This is a genomic window from Streptantibioticus silvisoli (genome assembly GCF_027947535.2).
Classification (GTDB): Bacteria; Actinomycetota; Actinomycetes; order Streptomycetales; family Streptomycetaceae; genus Streptantibioticus_C; species Streptantibioticus_C silvisoli.
Genome location: NZ_JAAGKO020000016.1, coordinates 70,258 through 86,416, shown reverse-complemented (window position 1 = coordinate 86,416; position 16,159 = coordinate 70,258). Strand labels below are relative to the sequence as shown.

Below are 16,159 nucleotides of genomic sequence, written 5' to 3'. Positions count from 1 at the left end.
ACTCCGGAGGAGAAGGCACAGCTCATGTGGCACAAGAAGATCGTTTCCATAGCCGCGACAACGGTCCTGGCCGCGGGGCTGACCGCCTGCTCCGGCGGCAAGTCCGGCGACACGGCGGCCGGGAACGGCTCCTCGCCGACGGTGACCATCGCGCTGTCGAACCAGGCGAACCAGAGTTACCTGCCGCTGATCCTGGCGCAGCGCCTGGGCTTCTTCAAGAAGCAGGGCGTCAACGTCAAGATCGACAACCTCCAGGCGACGGCCCAGGTCACCGACGCCCTGCTCACCGGCGACGCCCAGGCGATGATCGGGTTCTACGACCACAACCTCGACCTGCAGGCCAAGGGCAAGCAGACCGAGTCGGTCATCCAGCTGCTCCAGGCGCCGGGCATGGTCGAGATGGGCCGCACGAACGAGTCGATCAACTCCCCCGCGGACCTGCGCGGCAAGACCATCGGCGTGACCTCGCTCGGCTCCTCGACGTCCTACCTCGGCTCCTACCTCGCCGTGCACAACAACATCCCGATCGACCAGACGCACCTGGTCGCCGTGGCCGCCGGCCCCACCTTCGTCGCGGCCTTCCAGCACAACCGGGTCGACGCCGGCGTCACGACCGAGCCGACCATCTCCACGCTGCTCACCAAGCACCTGGCGAAGATCACCGTCGACATGCGCACCGCCGCCGGCACCAAGGCCGCGCTCGGCGGCCCGTACCCGGGTACCTGCCTGCTCGTCCAGACCGCGTGGGCCAACAGCCACAAGCCCACCGTGCAGAAGATGGTCGACGCGCTCTACGACACCCTGCTGTGGATCGAGTCGCACTCGGCCGCCCAGATCACCGCCCAGGTCCCGGCCGACTTCTACCAGGGCAGCGGCAAGGAGCAGTACACCCAGGCGCTGGCCAACGGGATGGGCATGTACAACCCCACCGGCCAGATGCCCACCGACGCCCCGCAGACCGTGCTGCGCGTCCTGACCGCCGTCGACCCGAACGTCAAGGGCCACAAGATCGACCTGGCGAAGACGTACACCGACGAGTTCGTCCAGCAGGCGTCGCAGGCCAAGCCGACCTCCTGACGAACACCGAACGAGGCGGTGCCCGGGAGGATCACGGCTTCCGGGCACCGGTCCGCTGCCGCGGGGCGGCCGGGAAGCCGGCAGCGGCCGGCGGAGACCCGCGGTGGCTGCGGGCGAGCGGCTGCGGGCGGTGCCTTTGACGCGGCGGTCCCGCACCGGCCCCCGCCGGGCGCCCGATCACGCGCCGGTCGCACGAACGGCCCCCGGGCGGGGGCCGTTTCGGCTGTGCGGCTACGTGGTCGGCGGCGATGCCTCACGTAGGGCGGCCAGCCGTTCCTTGTAGAAGGTGCCCGCGAAATACGCGGCCTCCTCCTGCGAGTCCGCAGCCGCCTCGATCAGGTGGTGCGACAGTGCCTTCAGCTCCGCCGACCAGCCCAGCGCGTGCCGCTGGGCGTCCTGGCCGCACGCCTGCGGCTCCCCCGGCAGGCACAGCGGCAACGGCGCCGGGGCCAGCTTGTTCGCCGCGTGCCGGACGAACCGCGCGATGTCCAGCCACTCGTCCGGTGTCCGCTGCCGCTGCACCGCGCCTCCTATGATCCGGTCCGGTCGGTGGCACCGATCGTAGCGACCGGCCCCGCGACGTCCGCCGCCCTCGGGTCGCACGCCTCGACGGACGGAACGCAGGGCCGCGACGGTGCCACTGGACCGGCTGCGGGCGAGCAGCTCTATGCCTGCCCCCGCACGAGGAGGCGATCGGGCGCCGTGAGCACGTACTCGATCGTGCTGTCCGGGACACGCCGGGCAACTCACCCGGCCGGGCAGCGACCATGTCGGCGGCCCCGCACATCCACCCGAAGGTAAAGATAAGGCAAACCGGCCCGGCGTCCCTGCGCCGGCAACTCCCCTTTCACATGGACCCGTTGGCGCCGCGACTGTTCCACACCTCGGGCTGACGTACCTCGACAACCTGCCCATCGCGCCGCATCCTGCCTCCACCAGGCACTCGATATACCACTTCAGGTGCCGCAAATTGGGAGCAATCGATGCGACGTTTATCGACCCACGGTCGGCACGCGGCACCACGACGCAGCAGAGTGACCAGCCCGATCATCACCGAGACGATCACCGAGGCTGCGTACGGCGTCAGCACCGAGGCGGCAACGGGGTTCATCGCGACCCACGGACTGCCCCCCTGCACTGGCCCCTTATTAGCCGGGCTGCTCCTCGGGGCGGCGAGATGCGCCTGGACCATCGTCGTTCACAGGAGCGACAGACCCGCGCACCAAGCCGGCCCGCAGCCGGGTGAGTACGGGCGACCCAACCGCTCACGTTGCCTGAGGCCGGGCACCCGCCTGCACAAGACCGACTGCCGTGGCGATCTCCGGACTCCGGAGGATGCCGGAAGCCGTCGGGTGAGAAGAAACCGGCGTGCTCCTCGTCCGACTGCTCGATGGGGCAGTCGCTGCTGTCATCCGGCCCCAACGCCACGTTCCAACTGCCGTGAGACACGCGGACGATCGTGAGAACCCGCCGTGGACGACGATGGCGCAGGTCGCGGTCCGGCGGCGAGATGGCCCGGTGTCCTCGCGCCCGAACATCTGAGGGCAAGCCCGGCGCGGAGAGAATCTCGCGCCGTCAGGAACGGGCGGCGGGTCCGGCTGCCGGTGAGTTCGGCGGCGGGTGTGAGCAGGAGTCGGCGGTGTCCGTTTCGCGCGGTCTTGTCATCGGATACCCCTACCGGTGTGATGCGGGTCTTGTCGGGGCCCGCGGCGGTCTCGCGCGGCGCCTTTCGGGGTGCGGGACCACCGCACACCCGCCCCCCGGACGCGACTTCCGGGGGAAGCCCCCGCACCGGCCGGCGGCCGCCCGTTCGCGGGGTTCTGCGGGGGCGCATGACGCCTGCTCAAGGCGGGTAACGGCCGTTAGCCTAGGCGGTAGCGGCGCCGATCGGTGCGCCGGTCCGCAGCGGAAACTCCGCATCGGCGTATAGGAGTTGGCGATGAGCCGTGGCTTCCCCCTGTTCCGGACAACGAGTCCCGTGGCTGAAGCGGAGCGGGCCGCGATTCTCGGCGCGCCAGGGTTCGGACGGTTCTTCACCGACCACATGGCGACGGCCACGTGGACGCCGGCCGACGGATGGCACGACCGCAAGGTCGGACCCCTGGAGCCGTTCTCCATGCACCCGAGCGCCGCCGTGCTCCACTACGCGCAGGAGATCTTCGAGGGGCTGAAGGCGTACCGGCACGCGGACGGGACCGTCTGGCTGTTCCGTCCCGAGGTCAACGCCCGCCGCTTCGCCCGCTCCGCGCGGCGGCTCGCGCTGCCCGAGCTGCCGGAGGAGGACTTCCTCACCAGCGTCGAGGAACTGGTCCGCGCGGACGCCCCCTGGGTGCCGGACTCCGCCAACGAGGGCAGCCTCTACGTGCGGCCGTTCATGTTCGCCTCGGAGGTCTTCCTCGGCGTCCGGCCGGCCGAGCGGGTGGTCTACTCGGTGATCGCCAGCCCGGCGGGACCGTACTTCGCCGGCGGCCTCAGCGGCGTCACGCTGTGGATCAGCAGCGAGTACACTCGCTCCGGCCGGGGCGGCACCGGCGCTGCCAAGTGCGGCGGCAACTACGCCGCGAGCCTGGCCGCGCAGATCGAGGCGAAGCAGCACGGCTGCGACCAGGTGATGTTCCTCGACGACACCGGCGGCGACGGCAGCCTGGAGGAGTCCGGCACGATGAACCTGTGCCTGGTCACCTCGGCCGGCGAACTGGTGACCCCGCAGCTGGGCACGATCCTCGAAGGCGTCACCCGCGACACGATCCTGACGCTCGCCACCGACTTCGGCCTCACCCCGGTGGAACGCTCCATCACCCTCGCCGAACTGCGCGCCGGCGCCGCCGACGGCACGATCACCGAGGCGTTCGCCGCCGGTACCGCCGCCGTGGTCACCCCGATCGTGGGCTTCAAGGGCGAGGGCTACGAGTTCACCATCGGCAGCGGAGCACCCGGCGAGCAGACCACGGCGCTTCGCGAGCGCGTGCTGGACATCCAGTACGGGCGCGCGCAGGACAAGCACGGCTGGCTGCGGCAGGTCGTCTGAACCGGCAGCGGAACGGGCGCGGGAGCGGGAACGGAGCGGGAGCAGGAGCAGGAACGGGCGCGGGGCCGGCCCCGATCGGCACCGCACCGCCCCCATCCGCCCCGCCACCCCCCGTCGGCCCCGCTCGTCACCGCGCCGGATTCCCGAGGCCCGCCGGCAGCACGATCTCGCGCTTGAGGATCTTGCCGGTCGGGCCCTTCGGCAGGGCGTCGGTCAGCCAGACCAGGCGGGGGTACTTGAACGGAGCCACCCGCTCCCGGACGAACGCGCGGATCTCCTCCGGGGCGACCCGCGCGCCGTCGCGCAGTACGACCGCGGCCGCCACCTCCTGGCCGTGCGTGGGGTGCGGGACGCCGACGACGGTGGCCTCGGCGACCGCCGGGTGCTCGTACAGGACGTCCTCCACCTCGCGCGGGTAGACGTTGAAGCCGCCGCGGATGATGACGTCCTTGCTGCGGTCCACGATCCGGAAGTCGCCCCGCGCGTCACGGGTGCCGAGGTCACCGGTGTACAGCCAGCCGGACCTGATGGCCCGCGCGGTCGCCTCCGGCCGGCGCCAGTAGCCCTTCATCACGTTGTGGCCCCGGATCACCACCTCGCCGACCGTGCCGTCGGGGACCTCGGTGCCGGACTCGTCGACCACGCGCATCCGCACGCCCTCGATCGGGACGCCGATGCTGCCGGCGACGCGCTCGCGGTCGATCCGGTTGGCGCAGGCCAGCGGGGAGGACTCGGAGAGCCCGTAGCCCTCCAGCACCACGCAGCCGAAGTCGTCCTCGAACCCGCGCAGCACCTCCGGCGGCAGCGGGGAGCCGCCGCACAGGCAGACCCGCAGCGAGCTCACGTCGTGGCCGGCCCGGTCCGGGTGGGTCAGCATCAGGGTGTACATGGCCGGCACCCCGAGGAAGACGCTGACCCGGTCGCGCCGGATCACCGCCATGGCCCCGGCCGGGTCGAAACGGGCCACCAGGGTGAGGCACGCGCCCGTCGCCACCGCGCAGTTGAGGCCCATCACCTGCCCGAAGGAGTGGAACAGCGGCAGGCCGCCGAAGATCACGTCGTCCTCGCCGATCCCCAGCACCTGGATGCCCGCCCGGACGTTGCCCAGGATGTTGCGGTGGGTCAGTTCCGCGCCCTTCGGCACGCCGGTGGTGCCGGAGGTGTAGAGGATCACCGCGGTGTCCTCGCCGCCGCGCCGGTGCGCCGCCGGCGGCGCGGGGTGCACATCCGGCGCGAACGCGTCCGTGGCGAACGCGTCCGGCCCGACCGTGACGCACGGGGTGCCGACCCGTACGGCGCCGGTCACCGCCTCCTCCGTGCCCTCGTGCCAGCAGATCAGCAGCGCGGCCCCGGCGTCGGACAGGCAGTGCTCGACCTCCCGGGACTTCAGCAGCGGGTTCATCGGCACCACCACCGCGCCCGCCCGCAGGATGCCGTAGTACAGCACCGCGAACGTCGGCACGTTGGGTTGCAGTACGGCCACCCGGTCGCCGGGCACGACGCCGAGGGAGGCCAGCCACCGCGCGGCCCGGGCACTGAGTACGTCGAGGTCGGCGAGGGTCAGCACGTCGTCGTCCATCCGCAGGACGGGCCGCTCCGGACTCCGGGCGACGGAGGCCGCCAGCAGGTCGGGGACGCCGCGCGGTGTGCTCCCGGCGATGTCGGCGATGTCGGCGGACTCGGTGGTGTCGGCGGGCATGAGGGGCTCCTCGGTCAGGTACTGATGGAAGGAGAACCGGCCGGGAGCGAACCGGCGCGGGACAGCAGGACGGCGATGAGCCGTTGCCCGCGGGCCGGTGCCCGTCGACAGGTCGCGCGACGGGTCACCGCCCACCACCCCGCCGCGTCCGAGCGCGTCACAACAGCCCGCGTCAACCCGCGTCAACCACGTCGGCGGAACGTCCGGCACCGGAGGAACGCTCAACCTCCGCGTCCCCCTCGACCTCAGCGGAGCGTCCGGCACCGGGGGAACGCTCAACCTCGGCGGTGAGTCGGAAGACCCACCGGGCGATCACCTCCACCAGGCCGCGGTTGTGCCGGATCCAGCGGAAGTGGTCCAGCGGGCGGCCGTCCGCCCGTTCCACCGTGTAGCTCCAGCGTTCCACCCGGGCCCTGGGCATCTTGTCGCACAGGTGGTCCACGGCTCGTGGTGGTGCCAGCGCGTCGTTGGCGACGTCCACCGCGAGGACCGGAAGCTCGACGTCGGCCAGCGCCTGGTCGTAGTCCGTGCACGCGCCCGGCACGCGGTAGCGGCCGGTGCGCATCTGCCGGGCCCAGTCCCGCATCAGCCGGGCGGACTCGCGGCCGCCGAAGCCGAGCCGTTCGCCGGGCCAGTGGCCGAGCAACGCCGAAGCCAAAATGGAGAACTGACTGTGCGTTAGCCGGTACAGGCCGGCCAACGGGCCGAAGGTGCGGAACCACGCCGAGCCGCTGGCCACCAGGACCGCGCCGGCGAGCCGGGGGCGGAAGACCCCGCAGTGCACCATCCCCAGCTGCCCGCCCAGGCTGTGCCCGAGCAGGAGGAGCGGCGCCGCCGGGAAGGCCGCGGCCACCGCGTCGAGCACCGCCTTGATGTCGTGCTCCACGATCTCGCGGTAGCCGAAGCGGACGCCGCGCCGGGGGACGGGCCGGCTCTCACCGTGGCCGCGCAGGTCGCAGGTCGCCACCGTGAGCCCGGCCGCGTGCAGCGAGCGGACCAGCGGGGTGTAGTGCCGGGCGGCCATGCCCATGGCCGGCAGGACCACCACGACCGGCGCGCCGGCGTCCGGCCGGGCCAGCGCCCGGATCGTGATCCTGGCGCCGTCCGGTGCGCGGATCTCGGCCAGCGGCGGGAACCGCGGGGTCCTCACCATGCCGCCCCGCCCGGCTCCGGCGTCGGCTCCGGCGCCGGCGCCGGCCGCCAGCCGATGACCCCGGCACCCCAGGTGATGCCGGCACCAAAGGCGGCCACGCCGAGCAGTCCCGAGTCGCCGAGCCGGCCCTCCTCGCGGGCGTGGGTCAGCGCCAGCGGGATGGAGGCGGCGGAGGTGTTGGCGACCCGCTGCACGTTGAGGTAGAGCCGCTCGGGCGGCACGCCCAGTTCCTTGCCGACCGCGCGCACGATGCGCGCGTTGGCCTGGTGGGCGACGAACAGGTCGAGGTCCTCGCAGGTCAGCTCGGTGCGGGCGAGCACCTCGCGGGTCGCGGCGGCCATCTTCTCCACCGCGTGGGTGAAGATCTCCCGGCCGTCCATCCGCAGTTTGCGCTCGTCCCGGTCGGCGTGGAGCAGCGGGATCTGCCGCCCGTCGCTGCCGAGCGAGAAGACCGGGCGGGGCGTGCCGGGAACGTCGGCCACCACCACCGCGCCGGCGCCGTCGGCCAGCAGCACCGCGGTGCCGCGGTCCTCGTGGTCGGTGATCCGGGTGAGCGCGTCGGCGCCGCAGACCAGAACCGCCTCGGCGCGGCCGGTCTCGATCAGCGCGGCGGCGTGGTCCAGCCCGTAGACGAACCCGGCGCAGGCCGCGTGCAGGTCGAAGGCCGCGGCCTGCGGCATGCCGAGCCGGGCGGCGACCTCGACCGAGACGCCGGGCGTCACCCGGTCCGGGGTGATGGTGGCGACCACGACGTGCCGGATCCGCTCCCCGGCCACTCCGCTGGACCGCAGCGCCTGCTCGGCCGCGGCCACCACCAGGTCGGCGAGCCGGCCGTCGGGCTCCATGAAGCGGCGCTCCTCGATCCCGGTGCGTTTGACGATCCACTCCGAGGAGGCGCCGATCCGGTCGAAGTGGGCGTTGGGCACGACGCGTTCGGGCAGCGCGGCCCCCACGCCGACGATCGCGGCGCTCACCGGGCCGCCCCCTCGGCGAAGGCCGGTCCTTCGGCGGCGACCGGTCCTTCGGCGGTGGCCGACCCCTTGGCGGTGGCCGCTCCCCCGGCGGCGACCGCTCCCTCGGCGAAGGCCGGCCCCGCGCCCATCCGTACGGAGTGCATGCCGCCGTCGGCGTGCACGATCTCCCCGGTGACGGTCGCGGCCAGGTCGGAGAGCAGGAAGAGCACCGGCCCGGTGAGCACCGCGGGATCGGTGCGGTCCCAGCCGAGCGGTGCCTCGGCCTCCCAGCGGTCGGCGATCCGGCCGAAGGTGCTGATCGCCTGCCCGGCCACGGTCTCCACCGGGCCGGCCGCGACCAGGTTGACCCGGATTCCGGACGGGCCCAGGTACATCGCGAGGTAACGGCAGACCGCGCCGAGGGCCGCCTTGCTGACGCCCATCCAGTCGTAGCCGGCCCAGGCGCCGGAGGCGTCGAAGTCCAGCCCGACCACGCTGCCGCGCCGGCCGTCCGCGCTGAGCAGCGGGGCCAGCGCGGTGGCCAGCGAGTGCAGCGAGACCGCCGCGGTGCGCAGCGCGAACGTGGCGCTGTCCGGCGAGGCGGTCAGGAAGTTGCCGCTGAGCGCCTCCTGCGGTGCGGCGGCGACCGCGTGCAGCACACCGTCGACCGCTCCCCAGCGTTCCGTCAGCTCCCCGGCCAGGCCGACGAAGTCCTCCGGCCTGGTCACGTCCAGCGTCAGCACCTCCGGCGGCCGGGGAAGTCCGCTCGCCGCGGCCTCGGTGATCCGCCGGGCACGTCCGAACCCGGTCAGCAGGACCTCCGCCCCGGCCTCCTGGAGCGCCTTGGCGGTGTGCCAGGCGATCGAGTCGTCGTTGAGCACTCCGGTGATCAGATAACGGCGTCCTTCGAAGCCGAGCATTGCTGTTGACCTTTCGTCACACGGAATTCGTCACGCGGGGTTCGTCGGGCACGGGGTTCGTTACGTACGGGGTTCGTTCGTACGGGGCTCTCGCACGGGGTCGGCGCACGGCGTTCGTTGAGCACGGGGTACGTACGGACGGGGCCGGCGCACGCGGTTCGTTGGCCACGGGGTTGGCGCACGGGGCTCGTTGAGGAGGGGTCGTTACGCAGAAGTCGCCACGCACGGTTCGTCACGCGGGAGAAGCGGCCAGGACGAGCGCGGCGTTGTGCCCGCCGAAGCCGAACGAGGTGGAGAGCCCGACCAGGCGCGGGGCCGGCCGGCCGGGGAGCGTCCCGGGGACGGCGAGCGGTGTGGCGTGCCGGATCAGGTTCAGCCGGCCGAGCCGCTCGTCCGGCTCGCGCAGCCCGACGGTGGGCGGTGCGGTGGCGTGCCGCAGTGCCTGGAGCGTGGCGACGGCCTCCACCGCGCCGGCCGCGCCGAAGAGGTGGCCGATCGCGGACTTGGTGGAGGACAGCGGAATCCCTTCGAGTGCCGGGCCGAGCGCCAACCGCAGCGCGTCGCACTCCAGTTGGTCGTTGAGGACGGTGCCGGTGCCGTGCGCGTTGACGTAGCCGATCTCCCGCGGCGCCACCCCGGCCGCGCGCAGCGCCTGGCCGACGGCGCGGGCGGCGGGCACGCCGGTGGGGTCCGGGGCGGTCAGGTGGTGCGCGTCGGCGCTGGCCCCGTAGCCGAGCACCTCGCCGAGCACGGCGGCCCCGCGCGCCGCCGCGCCGGCCGCCGTCTCCAGCAGCAGGATTCCGGCGCCCTCGCCGATCAGGAACCCGTCCCGGCCCCGGTCGAACGGCACCGAATCACCGGTCGGCGACAGGGCGCCGGCGTTGCGGAACGCGGCTTGGACCAGCTCGGAGGTGGACGCCTCGGCGCCGCCGACCAGCACCGCGTCGGCGGCACCGGCGGCCAGCAGCATCAGCCCGGTGCCGATCGCCTGCGTCCCGCTGCTGCACGCCGAGGCGACGCAGAGGGCCTCGCCCTGGAAGCCGAACCGCAGGGACAGCTGCGAGGCCGCGGCGTTGGCCATCATCGACGAGACCATCAGCGGCGAGACGAACTCCGCGCCCTGCTGCCGGAGTACGTCGCGCTGCGCCTCGAAGCTCTCCGTGCCGCCCAGCGCGCAGCCGACCACGCAGGCGATCCGCTCGGCCGGGTAGGGCAGCGCGCCGGACGTCCAGCCGGCCTGGGCCAGCGCCTCGGCGGCGGCCACCAGGGCGAACCGGGCGAACCGGTCGGTGCGGCGGATCTGCTGGCGGGACAGGTGGTCGGCGGCCCGGAAGTCCTCGCACCGCCCCAGGCCGCCGGCCAGCGCGCTGTCCCCGGCCACCGCGCGCCGGTGCAGCACCCCGGCCCCCACGCCCAGCGGGGTCACCGCGCCCAGGCCCGTGACAACGACCCCGGAGGTCACTCCAGTCCGGCCTTGTGACGGCACAGGGCGAGCACCTCGCCGACGGTGTCCACGTCGTCGAAGTCCTTCGGCTTGACCGGGATGCCGAGCTGCTTCTTGATGGACTGGCTCAGCTCGACCATGTCGAGCGAGTCGATCTCCAGCTCGTCCAGGACGGCGTCCTCGGCGATATCGGAACGCTCCACGCCGAGCTCCACCAGGGCGTCGGTGACGAAGTTCTCGATGGTGGTGAGGTCCAGGGTGTCGGGCATGTCTCTCCTTGTCCGCACGGCGGCGGTCACGCGGGTGTGGGGTCGCGGGGGTGCGGGGTCGTCCGGGGGTCGGGTCGCACGGGGCCGGTCGCACGGGGCCGGTCGCACGGGGGCCGGGTCGCACGGATGCGGTGGCGGCGTCGGTCCCGGCGCGGCGCCGGCTTCGGTCCCGGTGCGGTGCCGGCACCGGTGCGGTCAGGACGTGAGGCTGTCGAGCTTGCTGGCGTGGTAGGGCGCCCAGTGCCACTGCCGCCAGTAGCTCTCGGAGATGTCCAGCCACTGCTCCAGCCGCTGGACGTCGTCCAGGAAGCGGGAGCCGTTCACCACCAGCCAGCTGTAGACGGCCTGGCTGTCCCGGCAGCCGCCGCAGTCGCCGGAGGTGCAGCAGAACTGCACCGTCTCGTAGTCGGCGCCCCAGGCGTTGAAGCCGGGGATGACCGGGTTGCCGTTGGCCAGCCGCTCGGCGTGGTCGGGGTGGTCGACGCTGAGGCTGGGGCAGACGTCGTAGCCGAACGTGCCGCCCCAGTGCGACCGTCCGGTGATCAGCGTCTCGATGAAGTACGGGTGGCTGACCACCGCGTGCGGGTACAGCTCCTTGACCCGCAACGCCTCGTCCAGCACCCGCTGTTCGTTGGCGATCCGGATGGGGTTCTCGGTACCGTGCTCGCTGTAGAAGTTGAAGGTGACGATGTTGCCGTTCTCGGCGATCTTCCGCACGGTGGGCTCGATGTGCTCCACGCCGGCCTCGGCGAGCGCGTAGATGAACAGCACCCGCGGGTCGTCGCGGTAGTGGCCCAGCGCGGTGTCGAGCAGGCCGGAGAAGGTCGAGCCGTTGACCCGGATCGCGCGCAGGTCGTCGTCGAGCACCCCGCCGCCGAAGATGGACACCGCGATGGCGATCTTCTCGAAACCCTGCTTGGGCATCGGGCGCAGGCCGTTGGTGGAGATGGTGACGTGCGGCAGCTGCTCGACGAAGGCCTCGACGCGGCGCGGGACGAGGGTGGGTTCGCCGCCGATCAGGGTCGCCTGGTTGACGCCCTCGTCGGCCAGCCGGCGGGCGAAGGCCCGGATCTTGTCCAGGTCGGACAGTTCCTTGACCGCGGTGTCGAAGCCGCCCTCGAAGTACCAGCAGCCCTTGCAGCGGATGTTGCAGGTGTTGGTGAGGTGCACCTCGCAGGAGCGCACACTGCGCCCCAGCCGGCGCACGCGGTGCAGCCGTTCGGCGAGGTCGGGGCGGCCGGCGAGTAACTCGGCGGTGCGTGCCTTGGCCTCGCGGCGGCTCGGCGGACGCTGTTCGATGGAGACGGGTGTCGCCATGGCATGGGCTCCTTGACTGTCGCGTGTGGACCGGCTGCACGGTCGCTGTGGACCGGCTGCACCGTCGCGTGTGGACCGGCTGCCGCTCCCGGACACCTGCCGGGAGGCGACCGCTACTGCGGGATCCGGAGGCCCAGGTTGGTGATGCGCGGCGTGACCTTCTCGCGCCAGACGTCGCAGGCCTGGCCGTTGGTGGTCTGCCGGAGCCCGAACCGCACGGCCAGCTTGGCGCGCTCCGAGCGCGGGCTGCCGAAGATCCGGATGAAGGTGGGCCAGAGCCGGTCCAGCGCCTGCTGGAGCTGCTCGCGGCCGTCGTCGGTCGCGGCGAGGTTGCGGCACACCCGGGCGCCGTGGGCGATGTGCACCTTCTCGTCCTGGATGATCGTGCGCACCGCGTCCGCCCAGGGCTTGTAACTGCTCTGCGCGAACTCGGAGATCATCACCATCGCGGTCTCCTCGCCGACGTAGGAGAAGATGCCGCGCTCGGCCCAGGTCGTGCAGTTGTGGAACTCCTGCGCCCTGAACAGGTTCCGCTCCGCGAGGGTCTGCGACTCCATGTACGAGGTGTCGACGCCGATCTCGCCGAGCACCCGCTTGCCGATCTTGTAGTGGTCGTACTCCTCGACCGCGCGCTCGGCGCAGACCTGGCGCTCCTCGGCGTCGGGCGCGAGCGGCAGGAAGACGCTGATGTAATCGTCGCCACCGGAGAGTTCACCCTCGGTGTTGACCACCATCCCGCGGATCGCGATCTCCCGGTACTCCTCCGGCATGGCCAGGAATTCCTCGGGGGTCCGGACCACGACCGCCTCGTCGGCCAGAAGGGAAAATCCCATGACAGGGCACCTCGTTTCATAAGGCTCGCGTGAGACGTTGCACAGGGATCGAGCGAGACACTTCGGAAGGTTCGCGTCGGACGTTTCACCAGGCTCGCGTCAGACGTTTCGCCGGACTCGCGTCAGACATTTCGCCGGACTCGCGTCAGACGTTTCCTTGAAGCTCGTGTGGGACGTCGAGACCTCGTCGGCGAGGCCCGCGGAAGCGATGAACTCATAACGCACGGCGTCCGGTACGTCTCGGCAGGCCGGCGGAGAACGGCCGCTCCCCCCGGGCGGCCTTGCGGAGCTTCGATGTGATCCGTAGGGCGTCACGGACTGTAGGCGTAAGACTTCAGGCCGAACAAGGCCCGAATCAGTCACCGCGACCGGCATTCAGCCATCCACCACCACCGGACCTTCACGTTCCGTATACCGCCATCACACCTCCCACGTGCCCGGATATGCGATTCGCCCCCGGTGGGACGAGGCGCCGGATCAGGCCGGAAGTTGGCGCGATCCGGATTGTCGCCCGGATCACCGGCGGCGGGTCGTGCACGGCACGAGTCGGCCGCCGCCGGTCATCGATTGCCCGGCCGCGGAATCCTGTGAATCCGCGGAATCCGTGGACACGCGCCGAATTCCCTATACGCTGACCCCGATCCGAGCGGTCCCTCCTGACCACACTGCTGCGAGGCCAGAAGAGATGTCCACTGAGTCCGGTACGGCGGTCGGCACCGTCGACGTCGTGATGGGCCCGGAGCGGCTCAACGAGTTGATCGACGGCCAGTTCCCCGACTACCCGGCCTGCCGCGTGGTCGAGGTGGACCGGCGGACGCTGACGATGGCGGTGGACGGCAACCGCCTGCGCACCCGCCCGGGCGGCACGATCTCCGGCCCCGAACAGGCCGGCCTGGTCGACCTCGCCGCCTTCCTGCTGATCAACGCCCGCCTCGGCCCCACCCTGATGGCGCTGACCAGCTCGCTCCAGATCAACTTCCTCAACCGCCCCAGGCCCGGCGACCTCCAAGTCCGGGCCAGAACAGCCAAGTTCGGCCGCCGCCTCTGCGTGGTCCTGGCGGAACTCCTCGACGCGGACGACGTGCTGGTCGCCAGCGCGACACTCACCTACGCCATCCCACCGATCCCGGAACCGTCACCACCCCGGGAGTGAGAGCGGCTCCGCCGGGGCGGTGACGGCTGCGGGGCTACTTCTCCGGAACGGCGCGAACGGCTGCGGGGCTGCTTCTCCGGAACGGCTGAACGGCTGCGGATGCACTCCTCCGGAACGGCCCGAACGGCTGTGGAACGGTGCGAACGGTTGCGGTTTCCCGTCCGGCTCCGGGGGGATTGCGACGGCGGGGTCGGGGGATTGTTCGTTCGGGGGCGCGGGGTGGGGCGGGGGTATTGCGGGAGGAATATCGGGACGGCGCCAGGGTCGCGGGGTGGCGGTACGGCGGATTGCGGGGAGGGACGCCGACGGGGGCACGGGATCGTGTTGCGCCGGATTGCGTTGCGCCGGATTGCGGGAGCGATGGTTGCCGGTGCGTCGGATTCCGGTACGGCGATTGCGGCGCCGGGTTGCGATGCGCTGATTACGGCGCGCTGATGTGCGGTGCCGGGTTGCCGGTGCGTTGATCCGGCGGGGCGGGGTCTGGCGTTTCGGAGCCGGATGATGTCGGTACGTTCGGGCGGGGCGGCGGCGCGAAGGTTGCGCGGCTGCGGACCGATTGCCGTGCGGGGCCTGCCGAACGTGCGGCCGGTCGGTCATGCCTCGCCCCGAACGACGGTCCCGGGTGGATTCCTCTCTCCCGGACCGATTCCCCCGGCTGATTCCCAGACCGATTCCCCGCCGACTTCCCCGAGCGCTTTCCCCGATGCCCGTCCTTGAGCGCCGCCCCTGCCCTGTTACGCCTTCCGCCCTGGTACGCAGGAGGCGGGCAGGGGACGGTCGCCGGAATGCTCAGTCCCCAGGTGGTGCGAAGCCGGCGGCCTCGCTGGAGCGGAGGGAAATCCGCGGCCTGCCGGCGTCAGGATGTCGGGCCCACACCGTGGAGGGATTCGTCCGCGGCCGTGATGCTCGTCTCGTACAGGCCGAGCTTCGGGTCGAGCACGCGGTCGGCAGCGCCGAGCCGGAAGATCCGGGTGTAGCGGCTGCTCATGTGCGTGCCGTCGGGGAGCACGTTCATCGTGTTGATCATGGGGTCCGCGTGCCGGGTGTCGCCGCTGGGGTCGAGGTCGAGGTCGGCGTACGCGGTTCGGCCGGCGTACACCGGGGTGGCGGGCGGGCCGCCGAGGCCGTCGGGGACCTCCGGCTCGACGAAGGGGTCGCCGGTCGCGGAGTCCCCGTTGTAGAGGGTGACCCGCGGGTAGTAACTGAGGCCGCAGGAGCGCGTACCGAGGTTGCGCACCTCGATGAGCCGCTGTGTGGCGGTCTCCCCGCGGACCAGGCGGACGGAGAGCTGCGCGCTGGTGCAGGGGTGGTAGTAGGCGTAGGTGTCGCTGGTGGCGTCGCCGCCCTGGCCCCCCTTCGCACCGCCGGACGCGCCGGCGCCGGTCCCGCCGGTTCCCCCGGCCGGTGTCGGGGTCGCGACGGGTACGGAGGCGGTCGCGGGGGACGCGGGGCCGGAGGGGACGGCGGACGGAGCGGCGGACCGGGCGGTGGACGGGCTCGGCGGCGCCGGCCGCTCGCTCCGGGCCGGGGCGGAGGAGGCGAAGGAGGGACGCGCGGACGAGGAGCCCGCCGACGGGGGGCTCGTGCCGGGGCCGCACGCGGTGAGCACGACGGCGCCGGCGAGCAGGGCCGTGGCGGAGGACAGAACGGATTTGACGTGCATGGCGAGGCCTTCGTTCACGATGGAGGACCGGGATGACACCGAGGCTGCGCCTCCTCCCGTTCCGAATGCCACAGTCCAGCGACAGTCCGGGACGCTGGAATGGTGCCGGGCCCGGTGACCTGCGATGGTGTTGAAGGCTGGAACGCCGGGCCGGAACGGGGCTGATGGTGGAATGAGCACGCACGTCGACGAGTTCGCGGAGCGGCTGCGTTTCCTCAAGGAACGGTCGGGGCGCAGCTACGGAACGCTCGCGGCCCGTCTGCACGTCAGCACCTCGACGCTGCACCGCTACTGCAACGGCGCCGCGGTCCCCGCGGAGTACGCCCCGGTGGAGCGGTTCGCGCGGCAGTGCGGGGCGGGCGCGGAGGAGCTGGTGGCGCTCCATCAACTCTGGCTCCTCGCGGAAGCCGCCCGGCGCCTCGGCCCCAACCGCGGCGCGGGGCTTGCCGGTTCGCCGGAGGGGGAGCCTGCGGCCGGCTCACCGGAGGGGGCGCCGGTCCCGGGAGCCCCGGCGGCAACGGGGAGCGACTCACCGGAGGGGGCGTCGGGCGCCGGTGCACCGGAGGGGGCGCCCGCATCGGCCGAGGGCAGCCCGACCGCCGCGTCGCCGGTTTCCACCGGCACCACCCGGACCGCGGGGACCGCCGCGG

General features: G+C 72.3%; 12 protein-coding genes and 2 pseudogenes. 4 read left to right on the top strand and 10 right to left on the bottom strand.

Features of this window, described 5'->3' with window-relative positions; all coding sequences use genetic code 11:
- The first annotated feature begins 24 nt into the window (after window positions 1-24).
- Complete coding sequence (locus tag POF43_RS13400; RefSeq protein ID WP_271314896.1) at window positions 25-1,077, top strand: ABC transporter substrate-binding protein; 1,053 nt, start codon at window positions 25-27, stop codon at window positions 1,075-1,077.
- Window positions 1,078-1,308: 231 nt separating this feature from the next.
- Here the strand turns inward: POF43_RS13400 and POF43_RS13395 are convergent, their stop codons facing one another.
- On the bottom strand, window positions 1,309-1,599 hold the full coding sequence (locus tag POF43_RS13395; RefSeq protein WP_271323277.1) for a hypothetical protein: 291 nt from the start codon (window positions 1,597-1,599) through the stop codon (window positions 1,309-1,311).
- 1,417 nt (window positions 1,600-3,016) lie between these two features.
- Between POF43_RS13395 and POF43_RS13390 the strand changes: the two genes are divergently transcribed.
- Complete coding sequence (locus POF43_RS13390; RefSeq protein ID WP_271323276.1) at window positions 3,017-4,105, top strand: branched-chain amino acid aminotransferase; 1,089 nt, start codon at window positions 3,017-3,019, stop codon at window positions 4,103-4,105.
- Between the two features lie 127 nt (window positions 4,106-4,232).
- Here POF43_RS13390 and POF43_RS13385 read toward each other — a convergent pair whose 3' ends face one another.
- From POF43_RS13385 to POF43_RS13350, 8 genes and pseudogenes are all read right to left on the bottom strand, one after another.
- Window positions 4,233-5,804, bottom strand: a complete 1,572-nt coding sequence (locus POF43_RS13385; RefSeq protein WP_271324759.1) for a long-chain-fatty-acid--CoA ligase — start codon at window positions 5,802-5,804, stop codon at window positions 4,233-4,235.
- 172 nt (window positions 5,805-5,976) lie between these two features.
- Window positions 5,977-6,957, bottom strand: a complete 981-nt coding sequence (locus POF43_RS13380) for an alpha/beta hydrolase family protein (RefSeq protein WP_271324758.1) — start codon at window positions 6,955-6,957, stop codon at window positions 5,977-5,979.
- A complete protein-coding gene (locus POF43_RS13375; RefSeq protein WP_271324757.1) occupies window positions 6,951-7,931 on the bottom strand; it encodes a 3-oxoacyl-ACP synthase III family protein in 981 nt (326 codons plus the stop codon). The genes POF43_RS13380 and POF43_RS13375 overlap by 7 nt, the downstream gene beginning before the upstream one ends.
- A 131-nt stretch (window positions 7,932-8,062) precedes the next feature.
- Window positions 8,063-8,830, bottom strand: a pseudogene (gene fabI, locus POF43_RS13370) (enoyl-ACP reductase FabI); the annotation flags it as partial.
- Window positions 8,831-9,062: 232 nt separating this feature from the next.
- Window positions 9,063-10,292, bottom strand: coding sequence for a beta-ketoacyl-[acyl-carrier-protein] synthase family protein (locus POF43_RS13365; protein WP_271324755.1), 1,230 nt, complete (start codon window positions 10,290-10,292; stop codon window positions 9,063-9,065).
- Window positions 10,289-10,543 (bottom strand): acyl carrier protein, encoded by a 255-nt coding sequence (locus tag POF43_RS13360; RefSeq protein WP_271324754.1) that lies wholly within the window; start codon window positions 10,541-10,543, stop codon window positions 10,289-10,291. Before POF43_RS13360 ends, POF43_RS13365 begins: the two co-directional genes overlap by 4 nt.
- Window positions 10,544-10,738: 195 nt before the next feature.
- Entirely contained in the window at window positions 10,739-11,860 is a 1,122-nt protein-coding gene (locus POF43_RS13355; RefSeq protein WP_271317954.1) for a radical SAM protein, read from the bottom strand.
- Between the two features lie 113 nt (window positions 11,861-11,973).
- Entirely contained in the window at window positions 11,974-12,693 is a 720-nt protein-coding gene (locus POF43_RS13350; protein WP_271317953.1) for a Phenylacetic acid catabolic protein, read from the bottom strand.
- 685 nt (window positions 12,694-13,378) lie between these two features.
- Here POF43_RS13350 and POF43_RS13345 point away from each other — a divergent pair.
- Window positions 13,379-13,846, top strand: coding sequence for a PaaI family thioesterase (locus tag POF43_RS13345; protein WP_271317952.1), 468 nt, complete (start codon window positions 13,379-13,381; stop codon window positions 13,844-13,846).
- A gap of 856 nt (window positions 13,847-14,702) precedes the next feature.
- Here the strand turns inward: POF43_RS13345 and POF43_RS13340 are convergent.
- On the bottom strand, window positions 14,703-15,509 hold the full coding sequence (locus POF43_RS13340; protein WP_282704565.1) for a DUF4232 domain-containing protein: 807 nt from the start codon (window positions 15,507-15,509) through the stop codon (window positions 14,703-14,705).
- A 124-nt stretch (window positions 15,510-15,633) separates the two neighbouring features.
- Between POF43_RS13340 and POF43_RS13335 the strand changes: the two are divergent.
- Window positions 15,634-15,876: pseudogene (locus POF43_RS13335) on the top strand (helix-turn-helix domain-containing protein); the annotation flags it as partial.
- Window positions 15,877-16,159 lie beyond the last annotated feature (283 nt).